We start from the raw sequence: 23,476 nt of genomic DNA, 5'->3' as shown, positions 1-23,476 counted from the left end.
CGTAGTCGGGGCCGGTGCGGACCTCGAAGTGCAGGTGCGGGCCTGTGACGTTGCCGGTGGCGCCGGAGCGGGCGATCCGCTGGCCGCCGCCGACGTGCTGCCCGCCGCGCACGAGCAGCGAGGACAGGTGGGCGTACTGGCTGTACTTGCCGTCGCCGTGCCGGATGACGACCTGGTAGCCGTACGGTCCCGCCCAGCCCGCCGATACGACGGTGCCGGCCGCCATCGCCTTGACGGAGGTGCCGGTGGGGACGGGGAAGTCGACGCCCGTGTGGTAGCCGCTCGACCAGGAACCGGCCTGGTGGTACGGGGTGCCGGTGCGGGCCACGACGGGAGCGGTGAGCCCGCTGTGCTTCTGCGCGTGCTCCGTCTTGCGCGTCTGGGTCCTGCGGGTCTCGGTCCGCTGCGGCTGCGTCTTCTTCGGCTGCGGCTCGGCCTGCTGCTTCCGCTGCGGCTCGGGTTTCGGAGCGGGCTTCGGGGTCGCCTTGGGCGCGGGTTTCGAAGCGGGTTTCGGGGTCGCCTTGGGCGCGGGTTTCGAAGCGGTCTTCGGTGGGGCCTTCGTGGCCGTCCTGGGCGTCCCTGTCAAGCTCAGGCGCTGGCCGGGGAAGATGAGGTCCGGGTCGTCGCCGACGACCCGGCGGTTCGCCGCGTAGAGCCGCTGCCAGCCGCCCTGGAGGTGCTGGTCGGACGCGATCCCGGAGAGCGAGTCGCCGGGCGTCACGGTGTACGAATCGCGCTTGCCCGGCACCGTGGTCGGGGAGGCCGCGGGTGCGGCCCGCTCGGTCTGCGTCCGGCGGGACGACAACGTCGCGCGGTCCGGCTTCTTCGGGGTCGAGACGCTCGCCGTGCGCTCGCTCTGCGGGCTGACGTCGGGCGTGGCGCCGCCCCGGGTCAGGCCCGCCTTTCCGGAGCAGACCGGCCAGGCGCCGGGGCCCTGGCCCTCCAGCACCTTCTCGGCGATGGCGATCTGCTGGTCCCTGGTGGCGAGGTCGGCGCGCGCCGCGTAGACCGTGCCGCCGTAGGCCGCCCAGGTCGAACGGGTGAACTGCAGTCCGCCGAAGTAGCCGTTGCCGGTGTTGATGTGCCAGTTGCCGGTGGACTCGCAGGCGGCGACCTTCTCCCAGACGTCCGCCGATGCGGCGCCCGCCGAGGCGGCCGTGAGAAGCGGGAGGGCGAGGCCGGCCCCTCCTGCCGTGACGGTGAGCGAAGCCCGGTTGATGCGGCTCGGCTGGTATCTGCGGTGCCGTCCGTTCGCGGCCATGACGTGGCTCCCCCACTGGCTGTAGGACATGTCGCAAGCGGTCAACTTATGTGCAGACAGCGGGTGATGACAAGACCACGGTACGTTTCGGCCATCGTCGCGCAGCGCGGCCGCGGCGCGGTCAGCCCAGGGCGAAGGTCAGCGGCCGCGCGGTTCCCAAGGAACGTTCCGAGGCGCCCACGGCCTTGCCGTTGACCCGCGCCGTGAGCGTGAGCAGGCGGTCCTTGCCGTCGAGGTCCCCGGTTCCGGCGAACCTGAGCCGGACCTTCCGCCCGGAGTCCTCGGGCAGACCCCCCAACGGCAGGGTGAGCGTCTCGGCGAGCGGGGTGCCGTCGTCCGGCGCGGACACGTCCTTCCAGCGGCCGTCGTCGTACCACTGGGTGCGCAGCCGGGTGGTGACGGCATGGCGCCGCGAGCCGGAGCAGACGGCCCCCTCGGCCGGGTTGTCGGGTCCGGCCTCGCAGGCGCCGAACTCGGCCTGGACCTGGGCTTGCGGGTAGGCGCTGTGCGAGTGGTTGACGGCCGTGTACGTCACCTCGGCCCAGCGCCCGTGCCCCAGTGCGGCGGGCTCGTCCACGGTGGCGCGGTCGAGCGACAGGGTGGCCGGCCGCACGGATCCGTGGCCGCGTGCGAGTGTCCGGGAACCGTCGGTCAGGGTGACGTCCACCGTGAGTTCGTCGCCCTCGATGCGGGGTCCCGCGTGCGGGGTGACGTCCAGGAAGCCGAGCAGGCCGCCCTTCGGCAGGTTCATCCGGAACGCGCCGGCCGAACCGCGCCCGTCCCGGTCGGCGGTGAGCGCGATGTCCTTCCACCCCGCGTCCGACCTCTCCTCCAGGTCCGGGAGGGGGTCGCCGGGCCGGGCGGCCCCGATGTGCACCCGTACGACGACTCCGGGGCGGGTGCGCCCCTCGTTGGAGAGGTGCATCGCCAGCCCGAGGCGGGTGTCCCCCGGCTTGCCGATGCTCTCCAGCCCGACCGACACGGGTGGCGATGCGGACGCGCTCGGCTCCGGACCGGGGCCGTTGCCGCCGCACGCGGCCAGGAGTACGAGGAGGGCGACGACGCCCGTGACGCGCATGGCTCTCATGTTTCCCCCCAGGACGAGGACCGGGGGCATCCTAGGGCCCGCCCCTGGACCGGTCTGCTCCAACCGGCCCGCGCAGGGCCCCCATTGACACGGTCGGCGGCGACCGGGGACGCTGGGCGCGACAGCCGGGAGAGCGCTCTCCGATATGTGGGAGCGCGGTGCGCGAAGGAGCATGGCCGCATGACGGACGAAGAGACCGAACCGCTGCTCGACAAGCTCGACGCGGCACAGAAGGTTCGTCTGCTCACCGGAGCCAGCACCTGGCGTACACACGCCGAACCGGCCGCCGGGCTGCGCGCGCTCACCCTCTCCGACGGCCCGGCCGGCGTCCGGGGCGAGACCTGGGACGAACGCGAGACCTCGCTCGTCCTCCCCTCCCCCACCGCGCTCGCCGCCTCCTGGGACGAACGGCTGCTGACCGACCTGGGCGCACTGCTCGCCGTCGAGGCGCAGCGCAAGGGCGTCGACGTGCTCCTGGCCCCCACCCTCAACCTGCACCGCTCCCCGCTGGGCGGCCGGCACTTCGAGTGCTTCTCCGAGGACCCGCTGCTCACCGGCCGCACCGGCGCGGCGCTCATCCGGGGCATCCAGTCGGGCGGAGTGGCCGCCACCGCGAAGCACTTCGTCGGCAACGACGCCGAGACGGACCGGCTGACCGTCGACGTCCGCGTGGACGAACGCACCCTGCACGAGGTGTATCTCGCCCCGTTCGAGGAAGCCGTCGCGGCCGGGGTCTGGGCGGTCATGTCCGCGTACAACAAGGTCGACGGCGTCACCATGTCCGCGTCCCCGCTCCTGGAGCACCCTCTCAAGGAGGACTGGGGCTTCGACGGCCTCGTGGTCTCGGACTGGGGAGGCGTGCGCACCCTGCTGGAGACCGCCCGCTCCGGCCAGGACCTGGCGATGCCCGGTCCGGACGGCCCCTGGGCGGCCGGCCTGCTCGCCGCGCTCGAACAGGGGCTGGTCCCCGTCGGCGTCGTGCACGACAAGGTACGCAGACTGCTGCGGCTGGCCCGCCGGGTGGGCGCCCTCGGTGGCGGCCGCCCGGCCGCGCACCGGTCCGGCCACCCGGCTCACCGCCCCCCGGTGGCTCCGGGCGCCGCGCGTGCCCTGCTGCGGCGCGCGGTCTCGGCCGGGGCGGTACTCCTGCGCAACGAGGGCGCGCTGTTGCCACTCGACGCGGCGGCGCTGACGTCCGTCGCGGTCATCGGTCCGCACGCCACCGCCGTACGCATCCAGGGCGGCGGCAGCGCGGAGGTGTTCCCCGAGCACGTGGTGACCCCGCTGGCCGGGATCGAGCGGGCGCTCGACGGGGTGGCGGCGGTGACGTACCGGCCGGGCCTTCCCCCGTCCGGCCGGCCCGAACCGCTCGGGCGCGACCGGGCACGCGATCCGCGCGACGGCGAGCCCGGGGTGCTCGTGCGGCTGCTCGACGCGCGCGGTGCCGAACTCCACGCGGAGCACCGGCTGTCCGGGCGGATCGTGGAGCCGTCCGTTCCGGCCGAGGGCGCCGCCGCGGTGGAGGTCCGGGCCCTGTACCGGCCCGCCGAGAGCGGCATGTGGACCTGGGCGGTCGGCGGCTGGGGCGACATCTCGCTCTCCGTCGACGGCCGGGAGGTGCTGTCCGGCACCTTCCCGCTGGACAGCGACGACCCGACCCGGGTGCACGTCGCCCCGCCGCTGCACACGGTCCGCGTGGAACTGACGGCGGGCCGTGAGGTGGAGGTGGTCGCGCTCCGCTCGCTCGCCCCGGGAACGGGGGTCGCGACGGTCCTCGCCGCCGCCCCGCCCGCCGGCGACGCGGCCGCCGCGCTCGCCAAAGCGGTCACCGCCGCACGCGCGGCCGACGTCGCGGTGGTGGTCGTGGGCACGACGGAGCAGAGCGAGTCGGAGGGGCACGACCGCGAGAGCCTCGACCTGCCGGAGGGCCAGGACGCGCTGGTGCGGGCGGTGGTGCGGGCCAACCCGCGCACCGTCGTCGTGGTCAACGCCGGTGGCCCGGTCGCCCTGCCCTGGCACACCCGGGTGCCCGCGCTGCTGCTCGCCTGGTTCCCGGGCCAGGAGGCGGGGGACGGGCTGGCCGACATGCTGCTCGGGCGCGCCGAGCCCGGCGGCCGGCTGCCGACCACCTGGGCCGCCGCCCAGGACGACGTACCGGTGCTCGGGACCGCGCCCGATGCGGACGGGCGGCTGCACTACGCGGAGGGCCCGCACATCGGTTACCGGGCCTGGCTGCGGTCGGGGGCCGCTCCGGCGTACTGGTTCGGCCACGGGCTCGGGTACACCGGCTGGGCGTACGAGGAGCTGACGGCCCCGGCGGCGGTGCGGGCCGGGGAGCCGTTCGACGTGCGGGTGCGGGTGCGGAACACCGGACGGCGGCGCGGGCGTGAGGTGGTGCAGGTCTACCTGGCGCGCGGCGGTTCCGCCGTGGAGCGGCCGGTGCGCAAGCTCATCGGTTACGCGGCGGTCGAGGCGGAGCCCGGGGAGAGCACGGTCGCGGTGGTCCGGGTGGACGGGCGGGCGCTGGCCCACTGGTCACCCGGGGGGCGTGGGTGGGAGACGGAGGCCGGTGCGTTCACGCTGCTCGGGGGCCGTTCCGCGGGCGATCTGCCGCTGACCGCGGAGGTCGCGGCGCGGCCGGGTGCGGACTCGGCCGGGAAAGGATCCGGTAACGGTTCGGAGCACGATGGAGAGCGCTCTCCGCTGATGCTATAAATGCGCTCATGACGGATGATCTGCGACCGGCCGGAACTCCCACCCTTGAGGACGTAGCGAGGGCGGCCGGCGTTTCCCGCGCCACCGTCTCCCGGGTGATCAACGGCGTACGGAATGTCGACCCGGTGATCCAGGAGGCGGTGCGCCGCGCGGTCGCCTCCACCGGCTACGCGCCCAACCGGGCGGCACGCTCGCTGGTGACCCGGCGCACCGACGCCATCGCGCTGGTGGTGTCCGGCGCGGGTGTCGAGCCGGAGGCGGAGGAGGACACCGCGCCGGACGAGGCGGACGGGGGCGCGGGGGCCTCGTTCACCGGGCAGGTCTTCGCCGACCCGTTCTTCGGGCGGGTGGTGACCGGTGTCGTCAACTACCTGCGGCCGCGCGGGATGCACCCGGTCCTGATGTTCGCCGAGACGTCACGGGCGCGGGAGGACGTGGTGGCGTTCCTGCGTCAGGGCAGCGCCGACGGCGCGCTGGTCGTCTCGACGCACGCGGAGGACCCGCTGCCGGGCATGCTGACGGACGCGGGGTTGCCCGCCGTGCTGTACGCGCGCCCGGCGCGCGCGGCCCGGATCAGCTATGTCGACGTCGCCCACCAGGACGGCGCGCGGCTGGCCGCCGAGCATCTGCTGGCCCGGGGCTGCCGCCGGATCGCGACCATCACCGGACCGCTCGACGTGCCCGCGGTGCAGGAGCGGCTGGCCGGCTTCCGGGACGCGATGACGCAGAACGGGCACCCCTACATCGCGATCGCCGAGGGACGGTTCACGCAGGAGAGCGGCGAGTCCGCGATGGAGCGGCTGCTGGCCGAGCACCCGGACCTGGACGGGGTGTTCGCGGCCAACGACCTGATGGCCACGGGTGCCTGCCACGTCCTGCGGGAGCGCGGCAAGCGGGTCCCGGAGGACGTCGCGGTGATCGGCTTCGACGACAGCAGCGCGGCCCTGGCCTGCCGTCCGCCGCTCACCACGGTCCGCCAGCCGGTTGAGGCGATGGCCGCCGAGATGGCCCGGCTGCTGATCGAGCGGCTGGGCAAGCCGGAGGGTGCCGCGACATCCGTGATCTTCGAACCCTCGCTGGTGGTGCGGGACTCGGCGTAGGGCCCGCTCCCGCAGTCCGGCCGAAAGCCCGCTCACCCGGCCGCGCCCTGCCCCGTCCTGGGCCGTTCCCTGCTGCGCACGGCGTCCGCCGGGGTCCGGAGCGCCGGTGCCGCGGGGCCGGTCCGGGGTGCCGGTGAGGGGCGGCTGCCGCCGCGGGCCAGGAAGTCGGCCAGGGGCAGGGTCGCCGCGCCGACCGTGACCGCGTCCGGGCCGAGGCGGCCCATCTCGATGGTGGTCCGGGCCGCGGCGTGCTTCAGCGCGTACTCCTGGGCGTACCGCCGGATGTCGGGCAGCAGGTGCGGGCCGATGAGGAGGCCCGCCCAGCCGCCGAGCAGGATGCGCTCGGGCAGGAAGAGGTTGATCAGGTCGCCCAGCGCGGCGCCCAGGCATTCGGCCGTCTCGTCCAGCAGCGCGACCGCCACCGGGTCGGGTTCGGCCCCGGGGGGCGGGTAGGCGGCGGCGAGGAGCGCGGCGAGCGCGGTCTCGTCGTCGGCGTCGGCGGGCAGTGGGCCCCCCGCCTCCTGCCAGCGCTCGCGCATCGCCTCGGCGCCCGCGTACGCCTCCAGGCAGCCGATCGAGCCGCAGCGGCAGCGCCGGCCGCGCAGCTGCACGGTGCTGTGGCCCCACTCCAGGGCCTGGCTGCTGCGGTCCTCGTCCAGCAGGTCGCCGTGGTTGACGCAGGCGCCGACGCCGGAACCGATGAGGGCGATCGCGGAGGCGCCCGCGCCCCGCCCGCCGCCGAACCACATCTCGGCCTGGCCGAGCGTCTTGGCGCCGTTGTCGATGAAGAACGGGACCTCGGGCGGCACCCGCACGGCGTCCCGGAGCAGCCGCTCGAAGGGGACGGCGCTCCAGTCGATGGTCTGGCCGTGGACGACGGAGCCCACGTCGCCGACGACGCCGTCGGGCGCATGGCGCTCGATGATGCCGGGGACGCCGATTCCGATGCCGAGCAGCCGGTGCGGGTCGGCACCGGCGTCCCGCAGCACGTCGGCGACGCCGCTGCGGACATGGCCGACGATGCGGTCCACGTCGTAACCGTGCTGGGCGAGCAGCCGCTCGGTGCGGGCGAGCTCGGTCAGGGAGAGATCGAAGAGCTCCACCCTGATCCGGGTCTCACCGATGTCGATGCCGACGAGGAGGCCGCCGCCGGGGGCGACGCGCAGCAGGGTGCGGGGGCGGCCGCCGTCGGAGTCCACGACACCGGCCTCCTCCAGCAGGTTCTCCGCGGAGAGTTCCGCGACGACGTTGCTGATGGAACCCGAACTCAGCCCGGTCGCGGGACCGAGCTCCTGGCGGCTCAGCGGGCCGTCGAAATACAACCGTTGCAATACCCGCGACCGGTTGCCGCGTCGCAGGTCACGCACGGTCCGTCTGTTGCGCTCAGCCATGTGGCTCCTTCCCTGGCGGAAACATACCGCGACCCCGGGACTTGACGCGACCTTCCCTCACCTCTTAAATCACGTCATAAATTAAGCCCTGAAGGTCGTTCGGGTCTCGAACACAGCCTTCCTCCCCGGAAAGGGGCCATCCCGTATGCGCACCATCAGAGCCGCGGCAGCCGTCACCCTCGCGATCTCCATAGCCGCCGGCGTCACCGGCTGCGGAGGCGGTACGTCCTCGGGCGGCGGCAGCAACGATTCGCCCAAGACCCTCACGTACTGGGCCTCCAACCAGGGCCCCAGCATCGAGGCCGACAAGAAGATCCTGACTCCCGAGCTGAAGAAGTTCGAGAAGGAGACCGGGATCAAGGTCAAGCTGGAGGTCGTGCCGTGGGCCGACCTGCTCAACCGGATCCTCGCCGCCACCACGTCGGGCCAGGGCCCGGACGTCCTCAACATCGGCAACACCTGGACGGCCTCGCTCCAGGCGACCGGCGCGCTGCTCCCCTGGAGCAAGGAGAACTTCGACGCGATCGGCGGCCGTGACCGGTTCGTCGACTCCGCGGTCGCCTCGGCCGGCGCGGAGGGCAAGGACCCCGCCGCAGTCCCGCTGTACTCACTCGCGTACGCCCTCTACTACAACAAGAAGAGCTTCGCCGAGGCCGGGATCGAGAAGCCCCCGGCCACCTGGGACGAGCTGGTCGCGGACGGCAAGAAGCTCTCCAAGAACGGCAAGTGGGGGCTGGGCGCCGAGGGCTCCAACCTCTCCAACAACATCCACCAGACGTTCGTCCTGGGCCAGCAGCACGGCGCCGACTTCTTCGACGCCGAGGGCAAGCCGACCTTCACATCGGACGGCGCGGTCGCGGCCGTGAAGCAGTACATCGACTTCATGGCCAAGGACAAGATCATCGCCCCGGGCAACGCGGAGTACGCCCAGAACCAGTCCCTGACGGACTTCGCCAAGGGCAAGACCGCCATGGTGCTGTGGCAGGCCGCCGCATCCACCTTCGCCGCGCAGGGCATGAAGCCCGAGGAGTGGGGCGCCGCCCCCGTCCCCGTCCCCTCCGGCACGCCCGGCACGGGCGAGAACACCAACTCCATGGTCGCCGGCATCAACATGGCGGTGTTCAAGAACACCAAGAACCTCGACGGCGCCAAGAAGTTCGTGAAGTTCATGACGAGCGACGCCGAGCAGAAGCTGCTCAACAAGACCTACGGCTCGATCCCGCCGGTCAAGACCGCCCAGGCGGACGAGGCGTTCTCGGCGCCCGACCTCGCGGTCCTGCGCGACACGCTGGCCAAGAGCGCGGCTCCGCTGCCGCAGGTCCCCAACGAGTCGCAGTTCGAGACCGCCGTCGGCACCGCGGTCAAGGAGCTGTGGGCCGACGCGGCGGCCGGCCGCCCCGTGACCACCGAATCCGTCAAGGCGCGCCTGGAAAAGGCCCAGCAGACGATGCAGCAGTAAGGCACCCTTCATGACCGCCACCGTGACCACCGACAGCCTGCAGGAAAAGTCGGACAGGGTGACGAGCCGGGGCAGCGGGGGTGTGCGCGGGAGACTGCCGCGCATCCCCGACCGGATCCGCCAGGGCGGACTGCCCTACCTCCTGCTCCTGCCGGCCGTCCTGCTCGAACTCCTCGTCCATGTGATTCCAATGATCATCGGAATCGTGATGAGCTTCCGCCAGTTCACGCAGTTCTACATCAACAACTGGGGCGGGGCGCCCTGGAGTGGCTTCGACAACTACAAGATCGCCGTCGACGTCAACGCCCCGATCGGCGAGGCACTGCTCCACTCGTTCTTCGTCACCTGCGTCTTCACGTTCTTCGCCGTCGGCCTGGCATGGCTGTTCGGGGTCGCGGCGGCGATCATGCTGCAGGAGAACTTCCGCGGCAGGGGCTTCCTGCGGGCGATCTTCCTCGTCCCGTACGCCCTGCCGGTCTACGCGGCCGTGATCACCTGGGCCTTCATGTTCCAGCGCGACAACGGCCTGGTCAATCACGTGCTCCACGACCAGCTCGGGCTCACCGACCAGCCGTCGTTCTGGCTGATCGGGGACAACAGCATCTACGCGCTGATCATCGTCTCGGTCTGGAAGGGCTGGCCCTTCGCCTTCCTGATCGTGATGGCCGGGCTCCAGAACATCCCGCGCGAGCTGTACGAGGCCGCCTCGATCGACGGCGCCGGCATCTGGCAGCAGATCCGCAAGATCACGCTGCCCTCGCTGCGCCCGGTCAACCAGGTCCTGGTGCTCGTCCTCTTCCTGTGGACGTTCAACGACTTCAACACCCCGTACGTGCTGTTCGGGAAGGCCGCACCGGAGAACGCGGACCTGATCTCGATCCACATCTACCAGTCCTCGTTCGTCACCTGGAACTTCGGCACCGGCTCCGCGATGTCCGTGCTGCTGCTGCTGTTCCTGCTGGTCGTGACGGCCGTCTACCTGTTCATCACCTCACGCGGAAGGAAGGGTGCCGATGCCTAGCCCTGCCCAGCCGTCCGTGCTGCCCGCCAAGACGACAGGGCGCTCGCGCCACCGTTCCCCGATGGCAGCGCCGCAGTCCTTCCTGTGGATCCGCCGGGCCATCCTGACCTTTCTGACCGCCTTCGTCCTGCTGCCCGTGTACGTGATGATCAGCAGCTCGCTGAAGCCGCTTCAGGACGTGTCGGGGAAGTTCCACTGGATCCCGTCGGGGCTGACCGTGAAGCCCTACATCGACATCTGGGACACCGTCCCGCTGGCCCGCTACTTCGTGAACTCGCTGATCGTGGCGGGCGCTGCGACGGTCCTCTCGGTGATCATCGCGGTGTTCTCGGCGTACGCGGTGAGCCGCTACAAGTTCCGCGGCAAGCGCGTGTTCACCGTGACGGTGCTCTCCACCCAGATGTTCCCGGGCATCCTCTTCCTGCTGCCGTTGTTCCTGATCTTCGTCAACATCGGCAACAGCACGGGCGTCGCCCTGTACGGCTCGCGCGGCGGTCTGATCCTCACCTATCTGACGTTCTCGCTGCCGTTCTCCATCTGGATGCTCATCGGCTACTTCGACTCGATCCCCCGGGACCTGGACGAGGCCGCGCTCGTCGACGGCTGCGGGCCGATCCGCGCCCTGTTCCGGGTCGTGGTGCCGGCCGCCGTGCCGGGCATCGTGGCCGTCGCCGTGTACGCGTTCATGACGGCCTGGGGCGAGGTCCTCTTCGCCTCCGTCATGACCAACGACACCACCCGCACCCTGGCCGTCGGCCTCCAGGGCTACGCCACCCAGAACGACGTGTACTGGAACCAGGTCATGGCCGCCTCGCTCGTCGTCAGCGTGCCGATCGTCGCCGGCTTCCTGCTCCTCCAGCGCTACCTGGTGGCCGGCCTGACCGCGGGAGCCGTCAAGTGACCGCCCCGGAAAGGAAGTCCGTGAACGACCTCAGCGCCCTGCCGGCCGGTTTCACCTGGGGCGTCGCCACCGCCGCCTACCAGATCGAGGGAGCCGTGGCCGAGGACGGCCGCGCCCCCTCCATCTGGGACACCTTCTCGCACACCCCGGGCAAGGTGGCCGGCGGCGACACCGGCGACGTGGCCTGCGACCACTACCACCGGGTCCCGGAGGACATCGGGCTGATCAAGGAGGTGGGCGCGAACGCGTACCGCTTCTCGCTCGCCTGGCCGCGCATCGTGCCCGGCGGCGACGGACCGGTCAACGCGGCCGGCCTCGACTTCTACGACCGGCTGGTGGACGGGCTGCTGGAGGCCGGGATCACCCCGTTCGCCACGCTCTACCACTGGGACCTGCCGCAGGCCCTCCAGGACCGGGGCGGCTGGACCGTCCGGGAGACCGCGGAGCACTTCGCCGCGTACGCCTCGGTCGTCGTGGAACGCCTCGGGGACCGCGTCAAGGACTGGGCGACCCTCAACGAGCCCCTGTGCTCGGCGTGGATCGGCCACCTGGAGGGCACGATGGCACCGGGTCTCACCGACCTGACCGCCGCCGTCCGGGCCTCCTACCACCTGCACCTGGGCCACGGCCTGGCGGTCCGGGCGATCCGCGGCATCTCCCCCGACGCCCGGGTCGGCATCGTCAACAACCTCAGCCCCGTGCAAGCGGCCACCGACCGCGAGGCCGACAGGGCGGCGGCGGCGCGCGGTGACGGGCACACCAACCGCTGGTGGCTCGACCCGATCCTCGGGCGCGGCTACCCGCAGGACATGGTGGACCTGTACGGCGTCGAACTCCCGGTCCAGGAGGGCGACATGGAGCTGATCTCCGCGCCGCTGGACTGGCTGGGCGTCAACTACTACTTCCGCCAGGTCGTCACCGCCGACCCGTCCGGCCCGGTCCCGCACGCCAAGCAGGTGTACCTGCCCGGGTCCCGCCACACCCACATGGACTGGGAGGTGCACGCACAGGGCCTGGAGCAGCTGCTGCTGCGCCTGACCGAGGAGTACGGCGTCGAGCGCGTCTACGTCACGGAGAACGGCTCCGCCTACCAGGACGTCGTACTCCCGGACGGGTCCGTGCACGACCCCGAGCGCACGCAGTACCTGGAGGAACACCTCGCCGCCTGCGCCCGCGCCGTCCGCAAGGGCGTACCGCTGGCCGGCTACTTCGCCTGGTCGCTCCTCGACAACTTCGAGTGGGCGTACGGCTACGACAAGCGGTTCGGCCTGGTCCACGTCGACTACGCGACCCAGCGCCGCACGGTCAAGACCAGCGGCCGCCGCTACGCGGAGCTGATCCGCGAAGCGTCGGCTCCCCGCTCCCGCAAGGCCGCCTGACCCGGTCACCCGCCCGGACAGCCCCCGGCCGCGACGGACCACCGCCGCCGCCGGGGGTTTCGCGGTGGGGCGGTGAGCTGTCGGGACGCCCGTGCCGAGCCCGGGCAGGAATTCATGAGGTCTCCGGCTTGAACCTCACGCGGTGTAAGGATGCATCGTGGAACCATGACGCGCGAAGCGACGAGCGAATCCTGGCGAGTGGGCCGCCTCGCGGAGGCCAGCGGGCTGACCGTACGCACCCTGCACCACTGGGACACCATCGGCCTGCTCAGCCCCTCCCGGCGCACCGCGGGAGGACACAGGGAGTACACCGAGGCCGACCTCGCGCGTCTGTACCAGGTGCTGGCGCTCCGCAGTCGGGGCCGGCGCTGGACACCATCGCCTCTGCCTCGACGCGGGTGTCGATCCGACGCGGCTGGTCCGCGATCACCTGGCCGCTGTCGAGACGTCCATCGAGGCGCTCGGTGCCCTGCGCGACCGGCTCGTGCGACTCGACGTGGAGCTGTCGGCCGGACAGGCTTCGCCGGCCACGGCCCTGGTCGATGCGCTGCGGGCGATCGGCCGCGCCGACCCGGACGGCGAGCACGCCCTCGACCGCCACCTGGACTCCGAACAGATGCGGGTTCTGCGGACCCGTGCCGCGGCGCTGGGGCCCGCGCGGCATTACCTGCTCGAAGTCGAGTGGCCCGAGTTGTACCGCCGGGCGGACCGGCTCCGTACGGCCGGAACTCCCGCCACCGACCAACAGGTCCGCCGGATCGTGTCCCGGATGGATGAGCTCAGCGCGTTGTTCACCGGCGGCGATGCCGGCATCTCCGCCGGAGTGAAAGCCGCCTGGCACGACGACCCGGCGGTTATGCCGGGGGAACCCGCTGCTCCCGCCGAGGACTGGCGGGAGCCGGCCGCATACCTGGACCGCGCTCGCCGGAACTCCGGCTGACGTATCCCCGCCCTGGTCGACCCGCATCTGCCTCAAGGAGCTCGGTGATGAACCGACGAACGCGTATCCGTATCACGCTGGCCTCAGCCGTCCCCACACTCCTCACCCTCCCCGTCCTCTGCCTCCTGGCTGCGGTCGGTGTGGCCCCGTGGGCCGTTCTCCTGGCCCTGCCGGTGGCACTGGCGGTCCAGGCCGCCGTCACCTTCTCCCGCATGCACCGGATGCCTTGAGAGAAGCCGAGGGCAGGTCAGTCCTTCGCCCCGGTCGCCGACGCCCAGTTCGACAGCAGGAAGTGCAGTGCCTCGACCGCGTGTTCCCAGGAGGCCTGCACCGGCCGGGAGGCCTCGAAGCCGCCCTCGGCCTCCAGATCGGTGAAGCCGTGGAAGGTGCTGCGCAGCAGCCGTACCGCGTCGGTGAGGTCCGGGTCGGTCAGGCCGTACGCGCGCAGCATCGCGGACGTAGTGCGGAGGGTGCGGTGGTACGCGGGTGCCTCGGCGACGATCGCGGGGTCGACGCGGTAGCGCGTGGCGGCGTACCGGCCGGGGCACTCCAGCGCGAAGGTCCGGTAGGCGTCGGCGAACGCGAACAGCGCGTCCTTCCCGGCCCGGCCGGCCACCGCCGCCTCGATCCGGTCGATGAACTCCTCGGCGGCCAGGAGTGCGACGCGGGTCCGCAGGTCGCCCAGGTTCCTGACATGGGAGTAGAGGCTCGCGTCCTTGACGCCGAAGCCCCGGGCCAGTGCGGAGATGGTGACCTTGTCGAAGCCGGCCGAGTCCGCCAGATCGGCCGCAGCCGCCACGACCCGTTCGGTCGTGAGCCCCGCGCGCGCCATGTCCACCCCTGCCGACGTGTTTCCCAGACCCCTTGGCTTCGCCTCGCCGAATATACACAGGAGCCCGCGGTGGTCACGGCTGGCCGTGACCAGCCGTGACCACCGCGGGCCTCCGTACCGCGCCGACAGCGGGCAGTGGGTCGACGCGGCGGCCGGGAAGCCTGGGAGAGCGCTCTCCCAGGGGTGATCCCAGTGTCTCGCCGCCGTCGACGGGGTGTCAAGGTCCGGCCGGTGGACGCACGGATGCGGGGCCCCGGCCGCCGCCGGGGCCCCGCGTCTCGCGGATCAGCTGGTGGGGAAGTTGTCCGGGGTGCTGATCCGGGACTTGAGCAGCGCGCCCGACTCGGTCAGCACGCCGCTGCTGCTGTAGTCGCCGCCGTCGCAGGTGCCGGGCTTGAAGGCGGCACTGCTCTCATTGGCGTCCGAGTAGGTCCAGTTCGCGTAGCTGATCTTCAGCTGGTCGAGGAGGTCCAGCCAGGCAGTGGTGCTCGACCGGTCCAGCGTGCCGCCACCGGTGGCGCTCACCGTGCCGAACTCCGTGACGAAGAGCGGGAGTTTCGAGGCGGCCCGGCTCACCGTCGCCCGGTAGTTGTCCTTGTGGCTGGCGGCGTAGAAGTGGAACGCGTACATGATGTTGGTGGCGTTGACGGGGCTGTTGACGACCTCGCTCTCGTTGGAGCCGTCCGAGACACCGAGGGACGACCAGCCGCGCGTACCGACGATGACGACCGCGTCGGGGTCGGCGGCCCGGATGACCGGGATGACCTGCTCGGCGTAGCTCTTGATGCCGGCCCAGCTCACGCCGTTGGGCTCGTTGGCGATCTCGTAGATCACGTTCTTCTTCGAGGCGTTACGGGCGGCGACGGACGCGAAGAAGGTCTTGGCGCGCTGCAGGTTGTAGTTCGGGTCGCCCGGCGTGAGGGTGTGGAAGTCGATCAGGGCGTACATGCCGCGGGCCTCGGCCATGTCGACCAGGCTGTTGACCTTGCTGGTGAAGCCCGCCGGGTCGGTCTCGTAGCCGTCCTCCTGCACATACATGGCGGTGCGCAGCAGGTCCGCCTTCCAGTCGTTGGCCAGCGCGTCCAGGGACGCGTTGTTGTAGCACTGGCTGAACCACTGGAGGCCGTGCGTGCTCATGCCGCGCAGCTGGATCGGGCGGTTGTACTGGTTGCACAGGTTCACGCCGCAGACGTGGAGCTGGCCGTTGGTCCCCACCGGGGTGCCGTCACCCGTGGCGGGCGGCGGATCGTCGTCGTCGCCCCCGCCGCCGACCGTGCCCGTACAGGCGACACCGTTGAGCGTGAAGCCCGTGGGCGCCGGGTTGGCGCCCGAGAAGGAGCCGACGAAGCCCAGGTCCGCCGTGCCGCCGGTGGCCAGGGTGCGGTTCCAGTCGACGGGGGCGGCGGTGACCGTGGAGCCGGACTGCGACCAGGTGGCGTTCCAGCCCTGGACCACCTTCTGGCCCGAGCCGGGCAGCGTGAACTTGAGCTGCCAGCCGCTGACGGAGTCACCGAGGTTGGTGACCTTCACCCCGCCCTGGAAGCCGCCCTCCCACTGGCTGGCGACCGTGTATTCCACCTTGCATCCGGTGGCGGCCGCCGCCGGGGGGCCGGCCAGGACCATCAGGCCCATGCCCGTGGCACCGGCCGCCAGTAGAGCCAAGAAGCGTTTCACAGCATTTCTCCTCGTTCGAAAGGGGAACAACTGAGGAACAACTGGATGGGAGCGCTCCCAGAACCCATCGGCCCGAGACCGTACACGCCGCCGGGGCCCACGCATAGGCATCCGACGCTGTCATGCACAAATAAAGTTGGGAGCGCTCCCAGAACTGGGAGCCGATAGCGCCGTCAATTGCTCCGACTCCTTCGGCCGCCCACCCTCCGGGCCGTAGGATCGGTGGCTCTTGGGGGTGGTCCATGCTGAACAGGGGTTCCGGCACGCCGACGCTGGAAGAGGTGGCGGCACTCGCCGGGGTGGGCCGGGGCACGGTCTCCCGAGTGATCAACAACGCCGCGGGCGTCCGGGAGTCCACCCGACGCGCCGTGCAGCGCGCCATCGACGAGCTGGGTTACGTGCCCAACCTGGCCGCACGCTCCCTGGCCGGACAGCGCGCGGGCGCCGTCGCCCTGGTGATGACGAAGACGGACTGGCGGCTGTTCGGGGAGCCGTTCTTCTCGGAGATCGTGCGCGCGGTCGGGGACGCCCTGGACGAGCGGGGCGTGCAACTGCTGCTCACCCTCGTCCGCACGGACACCGAACGGCAGCGGCTCCTGGAGTACGTGCGCGGCGGCCGGGTCGACGGGGTGCTGCTGATGTCGGTGAGCGCCGAGGACCGGCTGCCGGACATGCTCGCGGACGCCGGGGTGCCCACGGTGCTGCTCGGCCGGCGCTCGGGCGACGAGCGGGTCACCTACGTGGACGCCGACAACGTTGGCGGGGCGCGGGACGCGGTCGGCCACCTGGTGCGCGGCGGGCGCAGGACCATCGCCGCGATCGCCGGTCCGCCCGAGATGTACGTCGCCCAGTGCCGGCTGCGCGGCTACCGGGAGGCCCTGCGCGAGGCGGGCTGCGCCGAGCCGCCGTCCCTGGTCGCCCAGGGCGACTTCACCGAGGCCAGCGGGCAGCGCGCGATGGTCCGCCTGATCGAGCGGCACCCGGAGGTCGACGCGGTGTTCGCCGCGTCGGACAGCATGGCCGCCGGGGCGCTGGCCGCGCTGCGCGCGGCGGGGCGGCGGGTCCCCGAGGACGTGGCGGTGGTCGGCTTCGACGACTTCGAGCTCGCGGAGCAGACCGATCCGCCGCTGACGACGGTCCGCCAGCCGATGGAGGAGATCGGCCGGGCGATGGTACGGCTGCTGCTGGAGGAGATGAGCCGGCCGAAGGTCGCCTGGCACCACGTCATCCTGCGTACGCGGCTGATGGTGCGTCAATCCGGTTGATCCACCGCACAGTTGGTAAACAGCTGTTGGCGCATGCGCAAGCCGCGGCCCGTTTCGGCCGATGCCGCCCACAGGGTTGTCAGGGACACGACCGTCCCTTACAGTCCCCTACCAACGAACAAATGGGAGCGCTCCCACTCGCACCTCCCCCGTCTCCCCCCACAGCCCCCGCACCCGCAGAAGGAGACACCATGGCACGACGCAGAACACAACTCGCCTCCCTGGCGGCGGTGCTGGCGACACTGCTCGGCGGTATCGCCTTCACCCTGCTGGGGCAGAGCAGCGCGCAGGCCCACGGTGTCACCATGTCGCCGGGCTCACGCACCTACCTCTGCTGGCTGGACGCCAAAACGAGCACCGGCTCCCTGGACCCGACCAACCCCGCGTGCAAGGCCGCGCTCGCGGAGAGCGGCGCGAGCTCCCTGTACAACTGGTTCGCGGTGCTCGACTCCAACGCGGGCGGCCGGGGCCAGGGTTACGTCCCGGACGGCAAGCTGTGCAGCGCCGGCGACCGTTCCCCGTACAACTTCACCGGCTACAACGCGCCGCGCGGCGACTGGCCCCGTACGCACCTCACCTCGGGCGCCAAGATCGAGGTCGACCACAGCAACTGGGCCGCGCACCCCGGTTCCTTCCGGGTGTACGTATCCAAGCCGGGGTACTCCCCCACCACCGAACTGGGCTGGGACGATCTCGATCTGATCCAGACCGTGACCAACCCGCCCGCGGTGGGCTCGCCGGGCACCGACGGCGGTCACTACTACTGGGACCTGACCCTGCCCTCGGGCCGCTCGGGTGACGCGGTGATGTTCATCCAGTGGGTGCGCTCGGACAGCCAGGAGAACTTCTTCTCCTGCTCCGACATCGTCTTCGACGGCGGGCACGGCGAGGTCACCGGCATCCGCGGGTCGGGCAGCACGCCCGACCCGGACCCCACCGACCCGACCCCGGACCCGACGGACCCGACGCCGGATCCGACCGACCCGACCGACCCGCACGCGGGATGCATGGCCGTCTACAAGGTGACCAACTCCTGGAGCGGCGGCTTCCAGGGGTCCGTCGAGGTCATGAACCACAACACGACGGCGCTCGACGGCTGGGCCGTGCAGTGGAAGCCCGGTACCGGCACCAAGGTCAGCAGCGTGTGGAGCGGGGTGCTGAGCACCGCGTCCGACGGCACGCTGACGGTGAAGAACGCCGACTACAACCGGTCGATCCCGCCGGACGGCAGCGTCACCTTCGGCTTCACGGCGACCTCGACGGGCAATGACTTCCCCGTCGGCTCGATCGGCTGCGTCAACCCGTAGCCCCTGACGCGGACGGCGGCGGTTCCCGAGCGGCACGGGAACCGCCGCCTTCTTGCCGTGCCCTTGACCCGTGACCGCCCTGCCACACCCCTGCGGGCCCCGAATGGGCGGGTACGGTGGACTCTGTCCGATCATGTTCCGCCGGACGGGCAGGGAGGCCGCGTGGCACTCGACATCAACGAACCGTTCGGTCAGAACTGGACGCACGCGGCGCAGTTCGGCATCGCGTTCGTCCTGTCGAGCGCGATCGGGATCGAGCGTGAGATCCGCCAGAAGGCGGCCGGCCTGCGCACCTACACGATCGTCGGGCTCGGGGCCGCGCTCTTCACGCTGGTCAGCAAGTTCGGTTTCTCCGACGTCGTGGTGACCGGCCAGGTGGAGCTGGACCCGTCACGGGTCGCGGCCCAGATCGTCTCCGGGCTCGGCTTCATCGGCGGCGGCGTCATCTTCGTCCACCGGGGGTCGGTGCGGGGCCTGACCACGGCGGCCTCCATCTGGCTCACCGCCGCCGTGGGCTGCGCGGCCGGCGCCGGGCTGCCCGTGCTCGCGACGCTGGCCACGCTCGCTTACTTCCTGGTGTCCTACGGGGTACGCCCCCTCGCCCACCGGCTCCCCGCCCTGCGCAACGCGTCGGTCGGCTACCGCATCACGTACACCGAGGGCGTCGGAGCCCTGCGTGAGCTGGTCAACCACTGTACGGAGACCGGGTTCGCCGTGTCCGAGCTGACCACGCTCTCCGGCTCCGGCAGATACCGGCGGCGGCGCTCGCAGGACGCCGAGGGGACCGTGGAGATCGCGCTGAGCGTGCAGGGCCGCGGCGACCCCGACGCGCTGACCGCACGGCTGGCGGGCACGGCCGGGGTCCTGGCGTGCAACCGGAGCGACCTCAACGACGAGTGAGCCCGGCCCCGCGCACCGGGTGCTCGTATGCTCGGCTGCCATGACGAGCCGTGCCGCCCTCCCGCCGGAGCCGTCCGTCGCACTGCGCGAGCTCCTCGCCTTCGACGACGGGGGCAGCCTGCGGCTGCTGCTCGCGCCCTCGGGCCGTGACGTCGGGGTGCGCGATGTGGCCGTGGGCGACGAGGGCCCGGACCGGTCTCTGGACGGCTGCCTGGTCCTGGTGACCGGGGCGCCCGCCTCGTCCCCCGAAGCCGCCGCCCCGGTCCGCGACGCCGCTCGGCGCGGGGCGTCCGGCGTGGTGCTGCGCGCCGTGGAGGGGGTGGCCGCCGCGCCGCAGGTGCTCGCCGCCGCCGAGGAGGCGGGGGTCGCCCTGCTCGTCCGCGCGGAGTGGGCCGACTGGACGGACGCCGCCGCGCTGCTGCGTTCCGCGCTGGCCTGCGCCCGCGCGGGCGCCGACGACGGGGCGGCGGGGCGCATGGCGGCCGGGGGGCCGGAGAGCCTCAGCGCGCTCGCGGCGGCCGTCGCCGAGTACACCGGTGGGTCGATCACCATCGAGGACACGCGGCTGCGGGTCCTGGCCCACTCCGCCACCGGCCCCGACGCCGATGTGCTGCGCCGGTCCACCATCCTGGGCGGCCGGGTCCCGGAGTGGCGGGTCGCGGAGCTGCGGCGCAGCGGGTTGCTCCGGACGCTGTGGACGTCCCTGGACGTGATCCACCGCGCGGCCGACGCCGAGGGACCCGAGCGCCTGATCATCGCGGTCCGCAGCGGCCCGGAGGTCCTCGGCTCGATCTGGGTGGCCGGCGACGGCCGTCCGCTGCGCCCGGACGCACGGGACGCCCTGCGCCGGGCGGCCGAGGTCGCCGCTCCCCTGCTGGTGCGGCACCGGCTGCGCGAGAGCGGCGCCGCCCGCCGCAGCGAACTCGCCCTGCGCGGACTGCTGTACGGGGACGGGGACGCCCGTACGCACGCCTGGTCGCTCGGCCTCTCCCCCGACGCCGCCTGCGCGGTCGTGGTCGCCGAACCCCGCACCGCCGCGCCCGGCCCCGGCGACCGCACGCTCGATGTGGCCGCGCTCCAGGCGGCGACGTACCGCCCGTCCGTGCGCGTGCTGCGCGACGGGGAGCGGCTGCTGGTGCTGCTGCCCGTGGACTCCGGGCCGGACCGGGGCGCGGCGGCGCTGGCCCGGGAGCTGGCGGGCCAGGCGCAGGACGCCGGGGTGCTGGCGGGGGCCGGGCCGGTGGCCGCCGGGGCGGCCGGGGTGCGGGAGTCGTGCGACGAGGCCCTGCTCGTCGTGCGGGTGCTGCGCGAGCGGGCGGCGGCGGGGGGCTCCCAGCGGTCGGCGGACGCGGCGGGCGTGGGCCCCTCGTTGGACATCGCCAGGATCCTGGACGCCGCCCGGCCGGTCTGGGAGGCGGGGCGGGGGCCCGTGCACGAGCTGGTCCGGGCGGATCTGGCGGCCGGGGGCGAGCTGGTCCGCTCGCTGGCCGCCTATCTCGACGCGTCGGGGGACGTGGCGCGGGCGGCGGCGCGCCTGGTCGTCCATCCGAACACGCTGCGCTACCGGCTGCGACGCGCCCGGGAGCGGTTCGGGGTGGACCTGGACGACCCCGACACCAGGCTCCTGGTCACGCTCGCCGTCCGGCTCAGCGGGTAGGTTGCGGTCTGTTCGTACGGCTGCGGTTCCCCACCGCCGGTCGGCCGCCCCGACCACTTGGCCGACCGGACAAGGAAGCGCACCGTTCTTGGCCGCCCGGACAGAGACCTGGGGGCACCCATCGCCGACTCTGGCTCCATGAGCCTTTCTCCGCCTTCCTCCGCCCTGTCCCCTTCGACCCCGGCGGGTTCCGCGCGTGTCGCGGCCGTGGTCCGCCACGCCGTGGCCGCCGGCCTGCTCGGCGAGGCGAGCCCGGTCGCCGGTTTCATCGACACGGACGGCGTCCGCGCGTCGGTCGCCGCCCTGCACGAGGCGTTCCCCGGGGTGCCTGCCGTGCTGCACACGTTCGCCGCGAAGGCGTCATCGCTGGTCCCGGTATTGCGGCTGCTCGCCCGGTGCGGGATGGGCTGCGAGGTCGCGAGCCCGGGTGAGCTCCGGCTCGCGCTGGACGCCGGGTTCGCGCCGTCGAAGATCGTGCTGGACTCCCCCGCGAAGACCCGGGACGAGATCCGGCGCGCCCTGGCCGTGGGCGTGGCGATCAACGCGGACAACCTGGACGAGGTGGACCGGATCGCCTCGCTGCGCCCGTCGGACGCGGTGTCCGACATCGGCCTCCGGGTCAACCCGCAGGTCGGCGGCGGTTCGATCGGCGCGATGAGCACGGCCACGGCCACGTCGAAGTTCGGCGTGGCGCTGCGCGATCCCGGCGCGCGCGAACAGGTGGTGAAGGCGTTCGCCGCGCACCCGTGGCTGACCCGGCTGCACGCCCACGTCGGCTCTCAGGGCTGCTCGTTGGAGCTGATCGCGGCCGGGATCGCCGAGACGTACCGGCTGGCCGAGGAGATCAACGAGACGCTGGGCCGTCGGCAGGTCACCGGGCTCGACATCGGCGGTGGCCTCCCGGTCAACTTCGCCGACGACGAGGTGCGCCCCACCTTCGCCGCGTACGCGGCGGCGCTGCGGGCGGCCGTGCCCGGGCTGTTCGACGGGCGGTACGAGCTGGTCACCGAGTTCGGACGGTCCCTGCTCGCGAAGAACGGCTTCATCGGTGCGCTGGTCGAGTACACGAAGGACGCCGGCGGCCGCCGTATCGCGCTGACCCATGCGGGGGCGCAGACCGCCACCCGTACGGTCTTCATGCCGGAGGCCTGGCCCCTGCGGGTCGGCGCCTTCGACGCCGAGGGGCGGCCGAAGGACGGGCCTTCGGTGGTCCAGGACATCGCGGGGCCGTGCTGCTTCGCCGGGGACGTCGTCGCGCACGCCCGGGAGCTGCCCGAACTGCGGGCGGGCGACTACGTGGTGCTGTACGACACGGGCGCGTACTACTTCTCCACCCCGTGGTCGTACAACAGTCTGCCGCGCCCGGCGGTGTACGGGTTCGACCTCGCCGGTACCAGCGGCCGCGAGGAGCCGGTGGTGCGGTTCGCGCCGGTACGGGACGCCCAGTCGCTGGACTCGGTCTCCGCCGAGAGCGGCCTCGCGCATGCCGACGCGTTGCTCGACCTGGGGGACTGAGCCGACGGTACGCGCGCTTCGACGGCTTCCCGGGATTTAGTAGCCATGGACATAATAGCGATGTACTGTATCTGCCATGAGCAACGCGATCGAGGGCGCGACCCCGGGATTCCTGGTCTGGCGCCTGTCCATGAAGTGGCGGGTGGCCATCGACCGGGCGCTGACACCGCTGGGTCTGACGCACGCGCAGTATTCGCTGGTCGCCTCCCTCCAGGGCATGGAGCATGCGGGGCTGCGGCCGAGTCAGCGTGCGCTGGCGGACCACACCGGACTCGAAGCGCTCTACGTCTCGAAACTGGCCCGCGCCCTGGAGGCGGCGGGCCTGGTCCAACGGACCACCGACCCCTCGGACAGCAGGGCCGTCCGGCTCTCGCTGACCGAGCAGGGCCGCGCGACGACCGGCCGCGCGGTCGCGGTGGTGCGGGAGCTCGTCAACGGGCTGCTCGCGCCCCTCGGCGGTATCGGCGGCAAGGACACCGAGGCGTTCACCGAAGCGCTGACGGCCCTGCTCGACGTGCCGGTTCCCCCAGTCACCGCTCACCGCGAGGAGTAATCATGACCACCGCACCCGCTGTCAACGGCCAGGTCATCGGCATGGCCCACTACGCCACCCGGGCCCTCGCCGAACGACTGCTGACGCAGGGCACCACCTTCCACCAAGCCCTGGCGCTCAACGCCGCCGACGCCACGGGCGGGGCCATCGAGCGCACCCAGCTGATCGAGCGCCTGACCAGCACGGTGAAGCTCGACCACGTGGCGGCGGAAGCCACCGTCGGGGCACTGACGTCCGCCGGGCTGCTGGAGGAGCGGCCCGGGGGCGTGCTGGCGCTCACCCCCGACGCCGACGCACGGGTCCAGTCCTACAAAGCGGGCGTCGCCGACATCGCGGCCGCGCTGTACGGGGACCTGCCGGCCGAGGACCTGGCCGTGGCGGGCCGGGTGCTGACCGAGGTGACCGCGCGGGCCAACGCGATGCTGGCCGCCGGCTGACGGCACACGGCCTTCGGAGCGGCCCGGTCAGACCGGTGACGGCTCGGGCTCGGGCGGCGGCACCGGGTCGGGGTTCGGCGAG

20 protein-coding genes and 1 pseudogene are annotated in these 23,476 nt (G+C 72.4%); 16 read left to right on the top strand and 5 right to left on the bottom strand.

The annotated features are described in order from the left end of the window. Both ABZ565_RS06060 and ABZ565_RS06055 read right to left on the bottom strand, forming a co-directional pair. On the bottom strand, nucleotides 1-1,261 hold a 1,261-nt coding region (locus ABZ565_RS06060), incomplete at its 3' end, for a transglycosylase family protein (RefSeq protein ID WP_361020926.1). Nucleotides 1,262-1,382: 121 nt separating this feature from the next. Next, nucleotides 1,383-2,348: a hypothetical protein gene (locus ABZ565_RS06055; protein WP_361020924.1), complete on the bottom strand. Its 966-nt coding sequence runs from the start codon at nucleotides 2,346-2,348 to the stop codon at nucleotides 1,383-1,385. Between the two features lie 180 nt (nucleotides 2,349-2,528). Between ABZ565_RS06055 and ABZ565_RS06050 the strand changes: the two genes are divergently transcribed. After that, entirely contained in the window at nucleotides 2,529-5,063 is a 2,535-nt protein-coding gene (locus tag ABZ565_RS06050; protein WP_361020922.1) for a glycoside hydrolase family 3 C-terminal domain-containing protein, read from the top strand. A gap of 8 nt (nucleotides 5,064-5,071) precedes the next feature. After that, nucleotides 5,072-6,163 (top strand): LacI family DNA-binding transcriptional regulator, encoded by a 1,092-nt coding sequence (locus tag ABZ565_RS06045; RefSeq protein WP_361020920.1) that lies wholly within the window; start codon nucleotides 5,072-5,074, stop codon nucleotides 6,161-6,163. Between the two features lie 32 nt (nucleotides 6,164-6,195). Here the strand turns inward: ABZ565_RS06045 and ABZ565_RS06040 are convergent, their stop codons facing one another. Then, complete coding sequence (locus ABZ565_RS06040; RefSeq protein WP_361020918.1) at nucleotides 6,196-7,554, bottom strand: ROK family transcriptional regulator; 1,359 nt, start codon at nucleotides 7,552-7,554, stop codon at nucleotides 6,196-6,198. Nucleotides 7,555-7,699: 145 nt separating this feature from the next. Here ABZ565_RS06040 and ABZ565_RS06035 point away from each other — a divergent pair, with 145 nt between their 5' ends. The 7 genes and pseudogenes from ABZ565_RS06035 to ABZ565_RS06005 all read left to right on the top strand — a co-directional run bounded on the left by ABZ565_RS06035 (nucleotide 7,700) and on the right by ABZ565_RS06005 (nucleotide 13,484). Continuing rightward, complete coding sequence (locus tag ABZ565_RS06035; RefSeq protein ID WP_361020916.1) at nucleotides 7,700-9,013, top strand: sugar ABC transporter substrate-binding protein; 1,314 nt, start codon at nucleotides 7,700-7,702, stop codon at nucleotides 9,011-9,013. 10 nt (nucleotides 9,014-9,023) lie between these two features. Next, a complete protein-coding gene (locus ABZ565_RS06030; RefSeq protein WP_361020914.1) occupies nucleotides 9,024-10,034 on the top strand; it encodes a sugar ABC transporter permease in 1,011 nt (336 codons plus the stop codon). Then, complete coding sequence (locus ABZ565_RS06025; protein WP_361020912.1) at nucleotides 10,027-10,935, top strand: carbohydrate ABC transporter permease; 909 nt, start codon at nucleotides 10,027-10,029, stop codon at nucleotides 10,933-10,935. Before ABZ565_RS06030 ends, ABZ565_RS06025 begins: the two co-directional genes overlap by 8 nt. A 20-nt stretch (nucleotides 10,936-10,955) precedes the next feature. Next, complete coding sequence (locus ABZ565_RS06020) at nucleotides 10,956-12,314, top strand: GH1 family beta-glucosidase (RefSeq protein WP_361020910.1); 1,359 nt, start codon at nucleotides 10,956-10,958, stop codon at nucleotides 12,312-12,314. A 150-nt stretch (nucleotides 12,315-12,464) separates the two neighbouring features. Next, nucleotides 12,465-12,617 (top strand): annotated as a pseudogene (locus tag ABZ565_RS06015) (MerR family DNA-binding transcriptional regulator); the annotation flags it as partial. A gap of 181 nt (nucleotides 12,618-12,798) precedes the next feature. Further along, nucleotides 12,799-13,254, top strand: coding sequence for a hypothetical protein (locus tag ABZ565_RS06010; RefSeq protein WP_361021184.1), 456 nt, complete (start codon nucleotides 12,799-12,801; stop codon nucleotides 13,252-13,254). A 47-nt stretch (nucleotides 13,255-13,301) separates the two neighbouring features. Continuing rightward, nucleotides 13,302-13,484 (top strand): hypothetical protein, encoded by a 183-nt coding sequence (locus tag ABZ565_RS06005; RefSeq protein ID WP_361020908.1) that lies wholly within the window; start codon nucleotides 13,302-13,304, stop codon nucleotides 13,482-13,484. Between the two features lie 17 nt (nucleotides 13,485-13,501). On the opposite strand, the gene ABZ565_RS06000 is transcribed toward ABZ565_RS06005, so the two are convergent. Together ABZ565_RS06000 and ABZ565_RS05995 are read right to left on the bottom strand one after the other, a co-directional pair. Beyond that, nucleotides 13,502-14,086 carry a TetR-like C-terminal domain-containing protein gene (locus ABZ565_RS06000; RefSeq protein ID WP_361020906.1) on the bottom strand — a complete coding sequence of 195 codons (585 nt, stop codon included), beginning with the start codon at nucleotides 14,084-14,086 and terminating at the stop codon, nucleotides 13,502-13,504. Nucleotides 14,087-14,371: 285 nt separating this feature from the next. Then, on the bottom strand, nucleotides 14,372-15,760 hold the full coding sequence (locus ABZ565_RS05995; protein ID WP_361020904.1) for a cellulase family glycosylhydrolase: 1,389 nt from the start codon (nucleotides 15,758-15,760) through the stop codon (nucleotides 14,372-14,374). A 242-nt stretch (nucleotides 15,761-16,002) separates the two neighbouring features. On the opposite strand from ABZ565_RS05995, the gene ABZ565_RS05990 reads away from it, so the two are divergent. The 7 genes from ABZ565_RS05990 to ABZ565_RS05960 all read left to right on the top strand — a co-directional run bounded on the left by ABZ565_RS05990 (nucleotide 16,003) and on the right by ABZ565_RS05960 (nucleotide 23,394). Beyond that, on the top strand, nucleotides 16,003-17,025 hold the full coding sequence (locus ABZ565_RS05990; RefSeq protein WP_361020902.1) for a LacI family DNA-binding transcriptional regulator: 1,023 nt from the start codon (nucleotides 16,003-16,005) through the stop codon (nucleotides 17,023-17,025). Between the two features lie 191 nt (nucleotides 17,026-17,216). Next, nucleotides 17,217-18,332, top strand: a complete 1,116-nt coding sequence (locus ABZ565_RS05985; RefSeq protein ID WP_361020900.1) for a lytic polysaccharide monooxygenase — start codon at nucleotides 17,217-17,219, stop codon at nucleotides 18,330-18,332. 162 nt (nucleotides 18,333-18,494) lie between these two features. Beyond that, nucleotides 18,495-19,232, top strand: a complete 738-nt coding sequence (locus tag ABZ565_RS05980; RefSeq protein WP_361020898.1) for an MgtC/SapB family protein — start codon at nucleotides 18,495-18,497, stop codon at nucleotides 19,230-19,232. Between the two features lie 40 nt (nucleotides 19,233-19,272). Continuing rightward, a complete protein-coding gene (locus ABZ565_RS05975; RefSeq protein WP_361020896.1) occupies nucleotides 19,273-20,889 on the top strand; it encodes a helix-turn-helix domain-containing protein in 1,617 nt (538 codons plus the stop codon). Nucleotides 20,890-21,027: 138 nt separating this feature from the next. Further along, complete coding sequence (locus ABZ565_RS05970; protein WP_361020894.1) at nucleotides 21,028-22,404, top strand: diaminopimelate decarboxylase; 1,377 nt, start codon at nucleotides 21,028-21,030, stop codon at nucleotides 22,402-22,404. Between the two features lie 76 nt (nucleotides 22,405-22,480). Further along, entirely contained in the window at nucleotides 22,481-22,957 is a 477-nt protein-coding gene (locus ABZ565_RS05965) for a MarR family transcriptional regulator (protein WP_361020892.1), read from the top strand. A 2-nt stretch (nucleotides 22,958-22,959) separates the two neighbouring features. Then, the gene (locus ABZ565_RS05960) at nucleotides 22,960-23,394 is read left to right on the top strand and encodes a hypothetical protein (RefSeq protein ID WP_361020890.1); all 435 of its coding nucleotides are present in this window, start codon (nucleotides 22,960-22,962) and stop codon (nucleotides 23,392-23,394) included. The last annotated feature ends 82 nt before the right edge of the window (nucleotides 23,395-23,476 follow it).

Source organism: Streptomyces sp. NPDC016469, from assembly GCF_040632905.1.
Taxonomy (GTDB): Bacteria; Actinomycetota; Actinomycetes; order Streptomycetales; family Streptomycetaceae; genus Streptomyces.
The sequence above is the reverse complement of the archived record's forward strand: the minus strand, read 5'-3'. Positions and strand labels throughout refer to the sequence as shown.